Source organism: Enterobacter sp. Li2LvB3 (assembly GCF_056156645.1).
In genome coordinates, this window is record NZ_JBSICG010000002.1 from 42,720 (window position 1) to 58,050 (window position 15,331).

The following is a 15,331-nucleotide window of genomic DNA, read 5'->3' on the forward strand; positions in this document are numbered from 1 at the left end:
CCAGTAGAGACTTCTTCATCAGGATTTCCTATGTCACTCACCCGACCAAGAACGGAACGTGGCGCTTTCCCGCCAGGAACCGAACACTATGGCCATTCATTTTTAGGCGCGCCGTTAATCTGGTTTCCCGCCCCGGAGGCCGACCGCAATAGCGGGTTAATCATCGCAGGCACGCATGGTGACGAGAACTCCTCGATTGTGACGTTGTCCTGTGCGCTACGTACCCTGGCACCTGAATTACGCCGCCATCACGTCATTTTGACCGTTAACCCGGATGGTTGTCAGCTTGGGCTTCGGGCAAATGCGCGAGGCATCGACTTAAATCGTAATTTCCCGGCGGCTAACTGGCGCGCGGGAGAAACGGTGTATCGCTGGAACAGCTCCGCAGAAGAGCGCGACGTGGTGTTACTGACGGGAGAAAAGCCGGGTTCAGAGCCGGAAACACACGCCCTGTGTCAGTTGATCCATCGATTACATCCGGCCTGGGTCGTTTCGTTTCACGATCCGCTTGCCTGCATCGAAGATCCCCGCCACACCGCGCTTGGGCAGTGGCTGGCCGATGCCTTTGCTCTTCCGCTGGTCACGAGCGTGGGTTATGAGACGCCCGGCTCGTTTGGGAGCTGGTGTGCCGATCTGGGGTTACACTGCATCACTGCAGAATTCCCCCCAATCTCATCCGACGAAGCGAGCGAAAAGTACCTCAAAGCGATGGTCGGTCTTCTCCGCTGGCAGCCTCAGAGATGAAGCGTGCCGGTGGTGAAATGCAGGGCTGGCGAGACGTCCACCGCCAGCCATGTCGGGCCATCCAGATCGGCAAAACTCACCTGTTGAACCAAAGGTAACGCGGCACTAATTGCCCGTGATGTGCACAGCATACAGCCCAGCATCAACGAGAACCCTTGCGCACGCGCCTCTTTCGCCAGAGCCAGCGCTTCGGTCAGCCCACCCGTCTTATCGAGTTTAACATTCACCATCTCATAGCGGCCTTTTAAGCCTGCGAGGCTTTCGCGCGTATGGCAGCTTTCATCGGCACATACGGGCAGCGGATGGATAAAGTTTTCCAGCACGGCGTCGTCCTTTGCCGGAAGCGGTTGTTCCAGCATGGCCACACCCAGATCTGCCAGCAGCTGACAGCGGGCTGCCAGCCCTTCGCTATGCCAGGATTCGTTCGCATCGACAATCAGCGTGGCGTCCGGCACGGCAGCGCGAATGGCAACCATTCGCTCGCTGATTAGCCGGTCATCAAGCTTCACCTTTAATAAGGTTGCCCCGGAGGCGAACAGTGCTTTTGCGCTGGCAGCCATCTGTTCTGGCTCACCAATCACTACCGTTTGCGCCGTAACAACTGATGCCGGTAACGTGATATCCAGAAGCGATGGCAAAGAGCGGTGCTGTTGCGCAGCCTCCAGATTCCAGAGTGCACAATCAATCGCGTTACGCGCAGCCCCCGCCGCCAGATGCTGTTGCAATGCCGCTCGGGTTAGTCCTTTTTGCAGCTCAGGAACCAGCGCCATCACCTGAGCCATCACAGATGCAAGGCTCTCTCCATAACGCGGATACGGGGTACATTCCCCCACGCCTTTCACCCCGTCTTCTTCTATTTCAACCACCACAACGCAGGCTTCGCTGCGACTGCCACGTGAAATGACAAATGGGGAATGCAATGGCCAGGCTTCTTCATAGACTTTCACGCTTCTCATTGACTGTCTCCTTTCGGCCCGGTGAGGCGCTAAATTTGGTTTGCCGTGCTGTCCGCAGTTGGCATACACTAGCCCTGACGTTAACTATATGTAAACAGGAAGATATCTATGTCACAACTCGTTCATTTCCAGGGCAACCCGGTTGCTGTTGCAGGTTCCATTCCGCAGGCTGGTAGCAAAGCACAGGCATTCACTCTGGTGGCTAAAGATCTGTCTGACGTCACGCTGGCCCAGTTTGCTGGCAAACGTAAAGTCCTGAACATTTTCCCAAGCATTGATACCGGTGTTTGTGCCGCGTCTGTGCGCAAATTCAACCAACTGGCAACCGAAATGGACAACACCGTTGTGCTGTGCATTTCTGCGGACCTGCCGTTTGCCCAGTCTCGCTTCTGCGGTGCAGAAGGCCTGAGCAACGTGATCACCCTTTCAACCCTGCGTAGCCCGGACTTTCTCGAGAAATACGGCGTGGGTATTTCTGAAGGCGCTCTGAAAGGCCTGGCAGCACGCGCGGTGCTGGTTATCGATGAGAATGACAACATCGTCTTCAGCGAACTGGTTAACGAAATCACCACCGAACCAGATTACACCGCTGCGCTTGATGTGCTGAAAGCATAATAAGTACTGAGCATTCTATACAATTATTTATCAACCTCGCCACAGCGGGGTTTTTTATTAATCAAAAGCTGAATCGTTAAAGCAACAATAGTCATAAATCACATTAATGATGCAATAAAAAATGTAATGCGCAACATTAACGTGATATTTAGCACATTATAATCGTTAAAAATCCCTATTTTTGTCCCAAGTGAAGCACATCACATTTCCCTTTTTCCCTAAACATTAAATTTTCTTGTGAAAGACAATAATCGTTTCAGCAAAAAGGATAAAATATGAAGATTAAATTCGCTTTCACGCTCCTTGCGGTACTGATTTCTGGCAATGCAGTGGCTAAAACCTGGGTGCTGACAAACGCTGAAAGCAGCGTAGAAAAAGGAAACTGGAAGATTTCCAGTGATGAGCTGAACGTTAAGACTCACCCGTTCAGCATTGAGCAAAAGGTCTTGCACGGCGGTAAACAGGAAGGCAGTAAAATCATCGTGATTAGCAGCAAAGATGGCCTGACCATAACCCTGAGCCCGACGCGCGGAATGAACCTTCTGCACGTTGAAGGTTTTGGCACCCGACTGGGGTGGAATTCTCCCGTCAAAGAAGTTGTGAACCCGGCTTATATTAATCTGGAAAGTCGAAACGGTCTTGGCTGGCTGGATGGTTTCAACGAGATGATGGTGCGCTGCGGCTACGAGTGGACAGGACACCCGGTCACTGCGGACGGGCAAATTTACACCCTTCACGGCAAGGCCGGTAATACCCCTGTATCGCAGGTAGAAGTCGAGGTCGCAGACACCGCCCCTTATGAAATCCGCGTTAGGGGTTTAATCAAAGAGAGCACGTTTAAAAAAGCGGATCTGCAAACCATGACCGAACTGCGCTACGTTCCTGGAACCAACCAGTTCAGCCTGCACGATGTGCTGACAAACCATGCAGATTACCCTCATGATTACCAGATAATCTATCACAGCAACTTCGGAACGCCGATCCTCGAAGAAGGCGCTCGTTTCCTTGCGCCGGCGGTGAGCGTTAGCCCGTTCAATGACTACGCCAAAGCAGGCGTTAACGACTGGCAAACCTATGCCGGGCCGACAAAAGGCTTTGATGAGATGGTCTTTAACATCAAACCGCTTGCGGACAATAACCATGAAACGCTCGCGGCAGTAGTCAATAAAGCCGGAGATAAAGGCGCGTCAATCCAGTTTGATACCCGCCAGCTGCCCGTGCTGACATTATGGAAAAATACCGACACGCTGAAGCAGGGGTATGTCACGGGTATTGAGCCAGGTACAAGTTACGCCTACCCCGTCACGATTGAACGCGAGCAGAAGCGCGTTAAGCAGCTACAGCCTGGTGCCAGCGCGCAGTTTGACCTGACGTATACCCTGCTTCACAGCCCGCAGCAGGTAAAAGACGTCGAAAGCAGGATTGCGTCGATTCAGGGAGAGACAAAAACAGAAATCGTGACCACGCCTCTGGCGAAGGAATAAGCATAAAGTAAAAAAGCCTCTTTATGGACTGACCCCCACAAAGTTGGACAGTCCATTACAGAGGCTTTTTGTTATTCGTCACCCTTCTTATGATTCAAACCGTACTCACGGAGCTTATTCGCAATCGCGGTGTGCGAGACGCCAAGACGTTTCGCCAGTTTACGTGTACTCGGGTAACTGCGATAAAGCTGCGTCAGCACCGAACGCTCGAAACGGCTGGTAATATCATCCAGAGAGCCTTCCATCGCCTCTTCACCTACCGACACCGTCCCGGCATCATAATCCGGTAATAAGATATCCTGTGGACGCAGCTCGTACCCTTCCAGCTGAGTCAGCGCGCGATAAACGGCGTTCTTAAGCTGGCGAATGTTACCCGGCCAGCCGTAACGCGTGAGCACTGTCCCCAGGTCGGCGGACAGTTTCGGGCGCGGAACACCTTGTTCGTCGGCGAAGCGTGCCACAAACAGCTCGGTCAGCGGCATAATATCCTGAGGACAATCCCGCAGCGGCGGAATATTGAGAGTCAGCACGTTCAGGCGATAGTAGAGATCCTCGCGGAATACCCCTTTCTGCACCAGCTCCACCAGGTTTTTCTGCGTGGCGCAAATCACGCGCACATCCACATGGACTTCATGATCTTCCCCTACGCGACGGAAGGTTCCGTCATTGAGGAAACGCAGCAGTTTAGCCTGCATCCGTGGCGACATTTCGCCGATCTCATCCAGCAGAACCGAGCCGCCATTTGCCTGCTCGAAGAAACCTTTTTTACCTTCAGGCGCATGACCGAAAAGCTCGCTCTCAACCGCATCTTCAGGAATTGAGGCGCAGTTCAGTGCCAGATATGGTTTTGCTGCCCGCGGGCTGGACAGATGCACGGCATGAGCCAGCAGGTCTTTCCCGGTTCCGGTATCCCCGGTAATCAGCAGCGGAGCCGTCAGATTCGCAAGCTTGCGCGCCTGATCGACCACATGGCGCATTTTCGGGCTGACAGCGATTATCTGGCTAAACGCGCCAACATCCTGACTTGAGAGATTTTGCAGCTGACGGCCCATCCGTACGGTAGAACGCAGCATGATCACCGCCCCGGTCAGCACGCGGGCATCGTTTTCCCCTTTCAGGTACACGGGGGTGATTTCCATCAGGAAATTCTGCCCGTTGATCACCACGTGTTCGCTGTGGGTGTTTTGCGGGTTGCTTTCCAGCCAGCGCTGGAAGTTAAAGCCGGGGATAAGCTGCGTTGCATGATGAGTGCTCAGCTTCTCCTGGCCCTGTGCAAACAACTGACAGCTGGCCTGGTTTACACGTTCGACCTTACTTTTCAGATCCAGGGATAAGAATGGCTCTGGCATCGCTTCAAGCAAGGCGCTCAGCGCCAGGTGTTCACGCTCTGATGGCATCCACGGAATGGTTCGGACATCCGTAACGCCAGCGATACGGCGGATCTCAGCCATAAGACTACTGAATGTATTGAATTCAATTTCGGCAAAGTTGAGGTAAATTCGCCCGATAGGATCGATCTCAATGCCACGCAGATCAATACTACGTAAAACAAGCAGATCGAGTAATTCGCGGGTCAGACCGAGTCGGTCTTCACAAAAGACTTCCAGACGCATGGGAAATTCACCGTTTAAGCCAATAACATTAAAATAATATGTCAGAAAGCGGTGATCGGGAAGATGGCTGTCAACAAATATTGACAGCCTGTTGGTTAATTAGCCGATGATGTGAGCCAATTACGCTTTTTTGCTCAGCGTATCTTTAAGCTGGCCAATTAACTCGCGGCGGAAATCACCCAACCGGGGTTTGTCGCCGTCTATCCACGGCAGCGGACGACAAATTTCCATCGCTTTGATCCCCAGACGTGCCGTCAGTAAACCGGCCCCCAGCCCCTGCGCGGCTCGTGCCGACAAGCGCGCGGCCAGATCCTGAGACATCCAGTCCATACCGACTTCCCGCACCAGTTCGCTGGCACCGGCAAAGGCAATATTCAGCAAGACCAGGCGGAATAAACGCAGGCGGCTGTAATACCCTAGCTCAATGCCATAAAGCGTGGCGATACGGTTAATCAGGCGCAAATTGCGCCACGCAATAAACGCCATGTCCACCAGCGCCAGCGGGCTGACGGCAATCATCAGTGTGGATTCCGCGGCCGACCGGCTGATTTCCCGACGGGCCTGCGCATCCAGTACCGGTTGCACCATATGGGAATAGAGTGTGACCACTTCCCGATCGTTTTGGGTTTCATGGATAGCGGCGTACCAGCGCTGGAGCGCCGGATGTGACTGATCGATACCCGCCTGGCTTGCCAGTTTTTCACAAAATGCACGCCCTTTACCGGTGGCGTGGCTGTGCAGCAGATCCCGTGCCTCATCGCGCTCATGTGCGCGCTGGCGTAAGCGCCACAGACGACGCCACTCTGTGACCAGCGAGCCGACGCCCGCACCGATGATCAGCGCTCCCGCAGCGCAGCCGCCCATCGCCACCCAGTCCTGGGTTTGCCAGGCATTTACAGCCCACTGGACACCCTGCCCAACCACGCTGACACCAAACAGTGCCAGCCCGGCGGTCACCATTTTGCGCCACAGGCTACGTTTAGGGCGCAGCGCGGATTCAACGACTGCTTCTGCCTGCCCTTCATCAGCAAGCGGCTCTTCCGACAGCACAGGCGCAAAATTATCGGCCTGAGTCCCGCTGAATGTTTGCGCGGTCCTGAATGCGTCGAGCGGCTCTTTCTCTAGCTGGCCCGTAAAATCAATGCGCGGTTTTAACGGTTCCGTCATCGCAATTTATCTCCAATCAAAAATTCCAGCGCCGCATCAAGACGAATATGCGGTAATGGCTGGTCAACGTTCATTGCCTGCGGGCGAAACGCTTCAAACTGGAATCCCTGGTTTTGCCAGAACGCCTGCCCGGGCAGACGCGCAGGCACTTCGCCGGGATAGACCGTCAGCGGCTCGCCATCGCTTAAGCGGTTGCCGCGCAGCGCCGGGATCTTCTCGCCATTCACGTCAATTAATCCACTCTGGGTCGCCTGAACCGACGCAAGCCCCAGGCAGTCCATGCTAATTCCTTCAAACGCTGCGTTTTGCCACGCATCCTGTACCAGTTGCTGCAACAACGAGACCATATTGGCGTGCTGGTCGACAGTGACATGATCGGCCTTGGTGGCGGCAAACAGCAGCTTGTCGATAACCGGTGAAAACAGCCGACGAAACAGCGTGCGTTGTCCGTAATGGAAACTTTGCATCAGCTGCGTCAGCGCCAGGCGCATATCATTAAATGCTTGCGGCCCGCTGTTGAGCGGCTGAAGACAATCCACCAGCACAATCTGGCGGTCGAAACGTAAAAAGTGATTTTTATAAAAACCTTTCACCACTTTTTCGCAGTAGTAGCTGTAACGTTCGCGCAGCATCCCGGCATTGGTGTGTTTATCGGCCTGCGCCAGTTTCGACTCCCCGCTTGCGTCGACATCCGGCCATGGGAAAAACTGCAACGCCGGCGCACCCGCCAGATCGCCCGGCAGGACAAAACGCCCTGGCTGAATAAAATGCAGCCCTTCCTGCTTACATTGGTGCAGATAGTCGGTCCAGGCTTCAGCAATTACCGCCAGGCGGTTTTCATCCGCAGGCGCCAGTGGATCGAGCCCTTCGCAAAGCTGCCGCCATTTTGCCGACCATTCCGCGCGGTGACCCTGTAACAAACCGGTCATTTGCCGTGACCAGCTCAGATAATCCTGGGCCAGCATGGGTAAATCCAGCAGCCACTCGCCCGGATAATCCACAATTTCGAGATACAGCGTGGAGGTATCCTTAAAGTGGCGCATCAGGGAATCATTCGAACGAAAACGCAGCGCGAGACGAATTTCACTGACCCCGCGCGTGGGCGTCGGCCAGGCGGGAGGGTCGCCATACAGCTGCGCCAGCCCTTCGTCGTAGGTAAAACGCGGGATGCCAAAATCTCGCTGCGGAACACGCTTTACGCCAAGCAACCGCTCTTCCCGTACCGCACTGAGCAGCGGTAGCCGTGCACCCGCGTGCAGGTTAAGCAGTTGGTTTACCATCGCCGTGATAAAAGCCGTCTTGCCGCTGCGGCTGAGTCCTGTCACAGCAAGTCGCAAATGGCGATCGACGCCACGGTTCACCAGTGAGTTGAGTTCGTTTTTAAGTCGCTTCATCGCCGTCCTTTTTGCCTGAAGGCGTTTATATTCTTAAAAATATGACATGGGGACAAAATGAAAGGAATAAAACCTTAGAGCAAAACGACACGCCAGTCAGCGTGCCGTCTGGAGATTATTTCAGTTTTCCTGAGAGCCGCCCGGCTAATTTTCTCAGCAACGGCTCCAGCGCCACGGCCAGTAACATTTTGACCGGCCTGCGGGCCACGGATTTCACCGCCCAGCCAGCCACACCTGCCGGGCCGTAACGTAAGGCAGTAAACAAAACCAGCTTCCCTGCTAACTTCAGGCCGGGTTTCACCTTTTGCCCCGCCTGTTGCCAGGAGTGATTCATTCGTATTCTCTCTTAAAGCTGACGAAAACGGCTTCGCAACGTAAAGGTATCAGACGTGACATAGCGCTCCATCTCGCGCAAGCGCGTCTCACCGGCGGCCAACTGGGCATCCACCGCATTGAGCAAATCGTTGGTGGTTGGCGCATTTTCGCTTGCCAGCTCACCTTCCGGCATCGGGTCGAGCACAAACGATAAAATGATGTACGCCACCAGCGTAATAAACGCCAGGCCAAAGAAAATCGACAGTACCGTTACCACACGCACCAGTTTCACTGGCACATCGAGATAATGAGCCAGCCCGGCACATACACCGCGAACCATGCCCTGCTGGGGGATTCGCCACAATTTTTTATTCAGGTTCAGCCCGGACATTAACGATCCCTCCAGTTTGGATGTTCCGCATCAAGGATCGCTTCCAGCGCCTGAATGCGTTCGCCCATTTTGTTTGCGTCTGCCGAAAGCTGCACCAGACGCTGTTGTTCACTCTGGGAAAGCTCACCACGAGAAGAACGGTTGCTGTAGTGCAGCCATAACCAAATCGGCAGAACAAACAGCACGAAAATAGTCAGGGGAATGGCCAGAAAAAGCGCGCTCATAGGTACTCCTTTTTTTATGATGCGTGGCGGCACACTCATGTGCCGCATAATTTATTATTGGTTGTCTTGCTTCATTTTGGCTTTAAGCGCCGCCAGTTGCTCGCTGATTTCGTCATCCGCTTTCAAATCTGCAAACTGCTGGTCCAGCGTCTTTTGTTTGCCAATGCCGTGGCTCTCGGCTTCCGCTTCCATCTGATCGATACGACGTTCGAAGGATTCAAAACGAGCCATTGCTTCATCCAGCTTGCCGCTGTCCAGCTGACGGCGCACATCGCGTGATGAACTGGCCGCCTGATGGCGTAACGTCAGCGCCTGCTGGCGGGCTCGGGTTTCGCTGAGCTTGTTTTCAAGCTCGCCAATCTCTTTCTTCATACGCGTAAGCGTGTCGTCGACAAGCGTAGCTTCATGCTCAAGCGCGGTGATGAGATCCGCAAGTTTCTGCTTTTCAATCAACGCGGCGCGAGCCAGGTCTTCTTTATCTTTACGCAGTGCCAGCTCGGCTTTTTCCTGCCATTCATTGAGCTGCGCGGTAGCCTGTTCAATACGACGTGTCAGCTGTTTTTTCTCAGCCAGCGCGCGTGCAGACGTTGAGCGGACTTCCACCAGCGTGTCTTCCATTTCCTGAATCATCAGGCGCACCAGCTTCTGCGGATCTTCTGCTTTCTCCAGCAGAGTGTTGATGTTGGCGTTCACGATGTCGGCAAAACGAGAAAAAATACCCATAATTCGATCCTCATAGTTCTGTTATCGGGCAATGCCCTGCTGAACAGATAATACAAATCCCATGCCAACTTTTTATCTTGTTGATTTAACTGATTCTGTTTGATTTGAAACCAACAACACTCTACTCTCACCTGGTGAATATCGCTAACGAGTGGTGAATTTAACTATGGCCGAATTTAAAGATAACCTCCTTGGTGAAGCAAACAGCTTTCTTGAGGTCCTGGAGCAGGTATCGCGCCTGGCACCACTCAATAAACCGGTGCTCATCATTGGGGAGCGCGGAACGGGTAAAGAGCTTATCGCCAACCGATTACATTTTTTATCCGGACGCTGGGATGGCCCTTTTATCTCCCTGAACTGCGCAGCGCTGAATGAAAACCTGCTGGATTCAGAGCTGTTCGGCCACGAAGCCGGGGCATTTACCGGCGCACAAAAGCGCCACCCCGGCCGTTTTGAGCGTGCGGATGGTGGCACACTGTTTCTGGATGAGCTGGCAACTGCGCCAATGCTGGTACAGGAAAAACTGCTGCGCGTTATTGAATATGGTGAGCTGGAGCGTGTTGGCGGGAGCCAGCCATTACAGGTCAACGTGCGTCTGGTCTGTGCCACCAATGCTGACCTGCCGCAGATGGTTGCGCAGGACAAATTCCGCGCCGACCTGCTGGACAGGCTGGCGTTTGATGTTGTGCAATTGCCGCCACTGCGTGAGCGCCAAAGCGACATCATGTTGTTGGCTGAACAATTCGCCATACAGATGTGTCGTGAACTTGGGTTGCCACTGTTCCCCGGTTTTAGCGATTACGCCCGGGAAACGCTGCTGGGATACCACTGGCCGGGGAATATCCGTGAGCTGAAAAACGTGGTGGAACGGTCTGTTTATCGCCATGGAAGCAGTGAAATGGAGCTGGATAACATTATTCTCGATCCTTTCCAGCACGCGGAACCGGCACACATAACGCCTGCCATCAGCAACAATTCACCGACGCTGCCGCTGGATCTGCGTCAGTTCCAGCATCATCAGGAACAACAGTTGCTGGAACAGAGCCTGAAACAGGCAAAATATAACCAGAAACGAGCGGCTGAACTGCTGGGTCTGACCTACCATCAATTAAGGGCATTGCTCAAAAAGCATCAAATGCGCTGACAATATCAGCACTTACCCGCAGACATTTTTACGAAGCAGGCGTAAGTGCGATACACTTTGCAGATCGAACCTAAAAACCTTAAAAATTATGCGTCTGGTTTTATCGTCCCTGTTTGCGCTCGGCCTGTTCAGCAATACGGTCTTTGCTGCGCCTGAGCGTGCTACGCTCCCTGATATTCGCGATAGCGGCTTTGTCTATTGTGTCAGCGGGCAAGTTGACACCTTTAACCCTCAAAAAGCGGGCAGCGGCCTGATTGTCGACACCCTTGCCGCACAGCTTTACGACCGCCTGCTGGATGTCGACCCTTATACTTACCGCCTGGTGCCGGAACTGGCCGAAAGCTGGGAAGTGCTTGATAACGGCGCGACCTACCGCTTCCATCTGCGCGACGATGTCTCTTTCCAGCGCACGCCCTGGTTTACGCCAACACGCAAACTGAACGCGGATGATGTGGTCTTTACCTTCCAGCGCATCTTTAACCGCAATCATCCGTGGCATAACGTTAATGGCGGGAGCTTCCCCTATTTCGACAGTTTGCAGTTTGCCGATACCGTCAAAAGCGTACGTAAGCTCGACAACAGAACGGTTGAATTTAGCCTGGCGCGCCCGGATGCCTCTTTCTTATGGCACCTGGCAACTCACTATGCCTCAGTGATGTCGGCAGAATACGCGGCGAAACTCACCAGTCAGGATCGTCAGGAGCTGCTCGACAGGCAGCCCGTCGGAACAGGGCCATTCCAGATGGCGGAGTATCGTTCGGGTCAGTACATTCGCCTGCAACGCCACGAACACTTCTGGCGCGGCACACCGCTGATGCCTCAGGTGGTGGTGGACCTCGGCTCCGGCGGTACGGGCCGACTCTCTAAACTGCTTACCGGCGAATGCGACGTGCTCGCATGGCCTGCCGCCAGCCAGTTAACCATTCTGCGTGACGACCCGCGTTTGCGTTTAACACTGCGTCCGGGCATGAATATCGCCTATCTGGCCTTTAATACGGATAAACCACCGCTCAATAACCCGGCCGTGCGTCATGCGCTGGCCTTAGCGATTAACAACCAGCGCCTGATGCAGTCGATTTACTACGGTACAGCAGAGACTGCGGCTTCTATTTTACCGCGAGCTTCCTGGGCCTATGACGGTGAAGCTAAAATTACGGAATACAATCCGGCAAAATCGCGTGAGCAGCTAAAAGCTCTGGGGGTAGAAAACCTGACGCTCCAGCTCTGGGTGCCAACCAGTTCACAGGCATGGAACCCAAGCCCGCTGAAAACCGCTGAACTGCTCCAGGCCGATATGGCTCAGGTGGGCGTCAAAGTGGTGATCGTGCCGGTCGAGGGGCGTTTCCAGGAGGCGCGACTGATGGACATGAACCATGATTTAACGCTGGCAGGCTGGGCGACCGACAGTAATGACCCGGACAGCTTCTTCCGCCCGCTCCTGAGCTGTGCGGCGATCAACTCGCAAACCAACTATGCCCACTGGTGTAACCGCGAATTTGATGCCGTGCTGCAAAAGGCCCTCGCGTCACAACAACTGGCCTCCCGTATCGACGCCTACGATGAAGCGCAAAACATTCTGGCGAATGAACTTCCCGTGTTGCCGCTCGCCTCGTCCCTGCGCCTTCAGGCTTATCGCTATGACATCAAAGGGCTGGTGCTGAGTCCGTTTGGTAACGCCTCCTTCGCGGGCGTCTCGCGTGAAAAAGAACAAGAGGTGAAAAAACCGTGATTATTTTTACCTTGCGTCGCCTGTTACTGTTGCTGGTAACCCTCTTCTTCCTGACCTTTGTGGGCTTCAGCCTGAGTTATTTCACGCCGCACGCGCCGCTTCAGGGTTCCTCACTGTGGGATGCCTGGTCGTTCTGGTTTAACGGCGTGCTGCACTGGGACTTTGGTGTATCCAGCATCAACGGGCAGTTGATCTCCGAACAGCTGAAAGAGGTTTTCCCGGCCACCATGGAGCTGTGTATTCTGGCCTTCGGATTTGCCCTGCTGGTCGGCATTCCGGTGGGGATGCTGGCGGGGATTTATCGCAATAAATGGCAGGACAAATTTATCAGCGCCCTCGCCCTGCTTGGCTTCTCGATCCCTATCTTCTGGCTGGCGCTGCTGCTGACCCTGTTCTTTTCGCTGACTCTGGGCTGGCTGCCGGTGTCGGGTCGTTTCGACCTGCTCTATACGGTAAAAACGGTGACCGGGTTCGCGATTATTGACGCCTGGCTTTCAGATTCGGTCTGGCGCCATGAAATGATCATCAGTGCTCTGCGCCATATGGTGCTGCCGGTGTTGACGCTGGCCGTTGCGCCCACAACCGAAGTGATCCGCCTTATGCGTATCAGCACTATCGACGTGTTTGATCAAAACTACGTTAAAGCGGCGGCCACTCGCGGGCTGTCTCGTCTGACGATCCTGCGCCGTCACGTACTGCATAACGCCCTGCCGCCGGTCATCCCGCGTCTTGGGCTGCAATTTTCGACCATGCTGACCCTGGCGATGATCACAGAGATGGTCTTTAGCTGGCCAGGACTTGGCCGCTGGCTGATTAACGCCATTCGTCAGCAAGACTATGCGGCTATTTCCGCAGGCGTCATGGTGATTGGCTCGCTGGTCATCATCGTTAACGTTATTTCCGATATTTTGGGTGCAATGGCTAACCCACTGAAGCATAAGGAATGGTATGCCTTACGATAACGTATACAGCGAAAAGCGCACACCCGGTGTGCTGCGTACCGTGTGGCGTAAATTCTATGGTGACACCACAGCTATGATTGGCCTGTATGGCTGTGGCGCTCTGGTGTTGTTGTGCATTTTTGGTTCGTGGTTTGCGCCTTATGGAATCGACCAGCAGTTTCTCGGTTATCAGCTTTTACCGCCTTCCTGGTCGCGTTATGGTGAAGTGTCCTTCTTTTTAGGCACTGACGATCTGGGCCGCGATGTATTAAGCCGCCTGCTGAGCGGCGCAGCACCAACGGTGGGTGGTGCGTTTGTGGTTACGCTGGCTGCAACCATTTGCGGCCTGGCGCTGGGGATTTTTGCCGGTTCAACCCACGGCTTGCGCTCCGCCGTGATGAATCACATTCTGGATACGCTGCTCTCTATTCCTTCCCTGCTGCTGGCCATTATCGTCGTGGCCTTTGCTGGCCCGCATCTGACTCATGCCATGTTCGCCGTCTGGCTGGCTATCCTTCCGCGTCTGGTACGTTCGGTCTATAGCATGGTGCATGACGAGCTGGAAAAAGAGTATGTGGTAGCCGCGCGTCTGGATGGTGCAACCACATTCAATATCTTGTGGTTTGCCGTGCTGCCAAATATTGCGTCCGGGCTGGTCACGGAGATCACCCGCGCCCTGTCGATGGCGATTCTCGATATCGCCGCGCTGGGCTTCCTCGATCTTGGCGCTCAGCTTCCGTCACCCGAATGGGGAGCAATGCTGGGCGACGCGCTGGAACTTATCTACGTCGCCCCCTGGACCGTGATGTTACCCGGAGCCGCGATTATGGTCAGTGTGTTACTGGTCAACCTGCTTGGGGATGGTATTCGCCGGGCAATTAATGCGGGAGTGCAATAATGCCGTTACTCGATATCCGCAACCTGACGATTGAATTCAAGACCGGTGAAGGTTGGGTAAAAGCCGTTGACCGCATCAGCATCACGCTTGCGGAAGGTGAAATCCGGGGGCTGGTGGGTGAATCCGGTTCCGGTAAAAGCCTGATTGCGAAGGCCATCTGTGGTGTTGCGAAAGACAACTGGCGCGTTACCGCTGACCGTATGCGTTTTGATGATATTGACCTGCTACGTCTTTCTCCGCGTGAACGCCGCAAGCTGGTGGGACATAACGTGTCGATGATTTTTCAGGAGCCACAATCCTGTCTTGATCCCTCCGAGCGTGTGGGTAAACAGCTGATGCAAAATATCCCCGGCTGGACGTACAAGGGCCGCTGGTGGCAACGCGTTGGCTGGCGCAAGCGCCGTGCCATCGAACTGCTGCACAGGGTCGGCATCAAAGATCACAAAGATGCGATGCGCAGTTTCCCTTACGAACTGACCGACGGCGAATGCCAGAAAGTGATGATTGCCATCGCCCTGGCGAACCAGCCGCGTCTGCTGATTGCCGATGAACCCACAAACGCGATGGAACCCACCACCCAGGCACAGATTTTCCGCCTGCTGACGCGTCTTAATCAGAACAACAACACCACCATTTTGCTGATCAGCCATGACCTGCAAATGCTGAGCAAATGGGCCGATAAGATTGATGTGATGTACTGTGGTCAGACGGTAGAAACGGCCATCAGCGAAGAGCTGGTGAACACCCCGCATCATCCTTATACCCAGGCACTGATCCGCGCTATTCCTGATTTTGGCAGCGCCATGCCGCACAAAAGCCGACTGAATACCCTGCCTGGGGCAATTCCGTTGCTGGAATCACTGCCCATCGGCTGTCGTCTTGGCCCGCGCTGCCCTTATGCCCAGCGTAAATGTATTGAGACGCCACGGTTATCAGGGGCCAAAAACCATCTTTATGCCTGTCATTTCCCGTTGAACATGGAGAGAGAGTGAA

Annotated in this window: 16 protein-coding genes; 8 read left to right on the forward strand and 8 right to left on the reverse strand. The window is 54.2% G+C overall.

All coding sequences use genetic code 11. The features are described from left to right. The first annotated feature begins 30 nt into the window (after positions 1–30). Positions 31–744 (forward strand): murein tripeptide amidase MpaA, encoded by a 714-nt coding sequence (mpaA, locus tag ACS603_RS01705; protein ID WP_182061282.1) that lies wholly within the window; start codon positions 31–33, stop codon positions 742–744. Here mpaA and ycjG read toward each other — a convergent pair. Continuing rightward, a complete protein-coding gene (ycjG, locus tag ACS603_RS01710; protein ID WP_182061283.1) occupies positions 735–1,700 on the reverse strand; it encodes an L-Ala-D/L-Glu epimerase in 966 nt (321 codons plus the stop codon). The genes mpaA and ycjG overlap by 10 nt on opposite strands. Before the next feature lie 108 nt (positions 1,701–1,808). Here ycjG and tpx point away from each other — a divergent pair, with 108 nt between their 5' ends. Beyond that, positions 1,809–2,315: a thiol peroxidase gene (gene tpx / locus ACS603_RS01715; protein ID WP_182061284.1), complete on the forward strand. Its 507-nt coding sequence runs from the start codon at positions 1,809–1,811 to the stop codon at positions 2,313–2,315. A 275-nt stretch (positions 2,316–2,590) separates the two neighbouring features. Next, positions 2,591–3,799 (forward strand): aldose 1-epimerase family protein, encoded by a 1,209-nt coding sequence (locus tag ACS603_RS01720; protein ID WP_315685910.1) that lies wholly within the window; start codon positions 2,591–2,593, stop codon positions 3,797–3,799. 71 nt (positions 3,800–3,870) lie between these two features. Here ACS603_RS01720 and tyrR read toward each other — a convergent pair whose 3' ends face one another. The 7 genes from tyrR to pspA all read right to left on the reverse strand — a co-directional run bounded on the left by tyrR (position 3,871) and on the right by pspA (position 9,626). Then, positions 3,871–5,412, reverse strand: a complete 1,542-nt coding sequence (gene tyrR, locus ACS603_RS01725) for a transcriptional regulator TyrR (protein ID WP_182061286.1) — start codon at positions 5,410–5,412, stop codon at positions 3,871–3,873. 120 nt (positions 5,413–5,532) lie between these two features. Further along, a complete protein-coding gene (locus ACS603_RS01730) occupies positions 5,533–6,579 on the reverse strand; it encodes a TIGR01620 family protein (protein WP_315685911.1) in 1,047 nt (348 codons plus the stop codon). Beyond that, positions 6,576–7,973: a YcjX family GTP-binding protein gene (locus ACS603_RS01735; protein WP_182061288.1), complete on the reverse strand. Its 1,398-nt coding sequence runs from the start codon at positions 7,971–7,973 to the stop codon at positions 6,576–6,578. Before ACS603_RS01735 ends, ACS603_RS01730 begins: the two co-directional genes overlap by 4 nt. A 115-nt stretch (positions 7,974–8,088) precedes the next feature. Continuing rightward, positions 8,089–8,307: a phage shock protein PspD gene (gene pspD, locus ACS603_RS01740; protein WP_014070474.1), complete on the reverse strand. Its 219-nt coding sequence runs from the start codon at positions 8,305–8,307 to the stop codon at positions 8,089–8,091. 12 nt (positions 8,308–8,319) lie between these two features. After that, on the reverse strand, positions 8,320–8,679 hold the full coding sequence (pspC, locus tag ACS603_RS01745) for an envelope stress response membrane protein PspC (RefSeq protein WP_166715505.1): 360 nt from the start codon (positions 8,677–8,679) through the stop codon (positions 8,320–8,322). Further along, positions 8,679–8,903 (reverse strand): envelope stress response membrane protein PspB, encoded by a 225-nt coding sequence (gene pspB / locus ACS603_RS01750; RefSeq protein ID WP_014070476.1) that lies wholly within the window; start codon positions 8,901–8,903, stop codon positions 8,679–8,681. Before pspB ends, pspC begins: the two co-directional genes overlap by 1 nt. Positions 8,904–8,957: 54 nt before the next feature. Continuing rightward, a complete protein-coding gene (pspA, locus tag ACS603_RS01755; RefSeq protein WP_182061289.1) occupies positions 8,958–9,626 on the reverse strand; it encodes a phage shock protein PspA in 669 nt (222 codons plus the stop codon). Positions 9,627–9,792: 166 nt separating this feature from the next. Between pspA and pspF the strand changes: the two genes are divergently transcribed. From pspF to sapD, 5 genes are all read left to right on the forward strand, one after another. Then, a complete protein-coding gene (gene pspF, locus ACS603_RS01760; protein WP_474943646.1) occupies positions 9,793–10,770 on the forward strand; it encodes a phage shock protein operon transcriptional activator in 978 nt (325 codons plus the stop codon). 88 nt (positions 10,771–10,858) lie between these two features. Next, complete coding sequence (gene sapA, locus ACS603_RS01765; RefSeq protein WP_182061291.1) at positions 10,859–12,499, forward strand: ABC transporter substrate-binding protein SapA; 1,641 nt, start codon at positions 10,859–10,861, stop codon at positions 12,497–12,499. Continuing rightward, complete coding sequence (gene sapB, locus ACS603_RS01770) at positions 12,496–13,461, forward strand: putrescine export ABC transporter permease SapB (protein WP_182061292.1); 966 nt, start codon at positions 12,496–12,498, stop codon at positions 13,459–13,461. Before sapA ends, sapB begins: the two co-directional genes overlap by 4 nt. Continuing rightward, the gene (gene sapC, locus ACS603_RS01775; protein WP_182061293.1) at positions 13,448–14,338 is read left to right on the forward strand and encodes a putrescine export ABC transporter permease SapC; all 891 of its coding nucleotides are present in this window, start codon (positions 13,448–13,450) and stop codon (positions 14,336–14,338) included. The genes sapB and sapC overlap by 14 nt, the downstream gene beginning before the upstream one ends. Further along, positions 14,338–15,330, forward strand: a complete 993-nt coding sequence (gene sapD / locus ACS603_RS01780) for a putrescine export ABC transporter ATP-binding protein SapD (RefSeq protein WP_182061294.1) — start codon at positions 14,338–14,340, stop codon at positions 15,328–15,330. Before sapC ends, sapD begins: the two co-directional genes overlap by 1 nt. Position 15,331: the final 1 nt, after the last annotated feature.

Excerpts from the sequence above, each read along its gene's own strand:
- mpaA (WP_182061282.1), top strand. The coding sequence starts at position 31 with ATGTCACTCACCCGACCAAGAACGGAACGTGGCGCTTTCCCGCCAGGA.
- ycjG (WP_182061283.1), bottom strand. The coding sequence starts at position 1,700 with ATGAGAAGCGTGAAAGTCTATGAAGAAGCCTGGCCATTGCATTCCCCA.
- tpx (WP_182061284.1), top strand. The coding sequence starts at position 1,809 with ATGTCACAACTCGTTCATTTCCAGGGCAACCCGGTTGCTGTTGCAGGT.
- ACS603_RS01720 (WP_315685910.1), top strand. The coding sequence starts at position 2,591 with ATGAAGATTAAATTCGCTTTCACGCTCCTTGCGGTACTGATTTCTGGC.
- tyrR (WP_182061286.1), bottom strand. The coding sequence starts at position 5,412 with ATGCGTCTGGAAGTCTTTTGTGAAGACCGACTCGGTCTGACCCGCGAA.
- ACS603_RS01730 (WP_315685911.1), bottom strand. The coding sequence starts at position 6,579 with ATGACGGAACCGTTAAAACCGCGCATTGATTTTACGGGCCAGCTAGAG.
- ACS603_RS01735 (WP_182061288.1), bottom strand. The coding sequence starts at position 7,973 with ATGAAGCGACTTAAAAACGAACTCAACTCACTGGTGAACCGTGGCGTC.
- pspD (WP_014070474.1), bottom strand. The coding sequence starts at position 8,307 with ATGAATCACTCCTGGCAACAGGCGGGGCAAAAGGTGAAACCCGGCCTG.
- pspC (WP_166715505.1), bottom strand. The coding sequence starts at position 8,679 with ATGTCCGGGCTGAACCTGAATAAAAAATTGTGGCGAATCCCCCAGCAG.
- pspB (WP_014070476.1), bottom strand. The coding sequence starts at position 8,903 with ATGAGCGCGCTTTTTCTGGCCATTCCCCTGACTATTTTCGTGCTGTTT.
- pspA (WP_182061289.1), bottom strand. The coding sequence starts at position 9,626 with ATGGGTATTTTTTCTCGTTTTGCCGACATCGTGAACGCCAACATCAAC.
- pspF (WP_474943646.1), top strand. The coding sequence starts at position 9,793 with ATGGCCGAATTTAAAGATAACCTCCTTGGTGAAGCAAACAGCTTTCTT.
- sapA (WP_182061291.1), top strand. The coding sequence starts at position 10,859 with ATGCGTCTGGTTTTATCGTCCCTGTTTGCGCTCGGCCTGTTCAGCAAT.
- sapC (WP_182061293.1), top strand. The coding sequence starts at position 13,448 with ATGCCTTACGATAACGTATACAGCGAAAAGCGCACACCCGGTGTGCTG.
- sapD (WP_182061294.1), top strand. The coding sequence starts at position 14,338 with ATGCCGTTACTCGATATCCGCAACCTGACGATTGAATTCAAGACCGGT.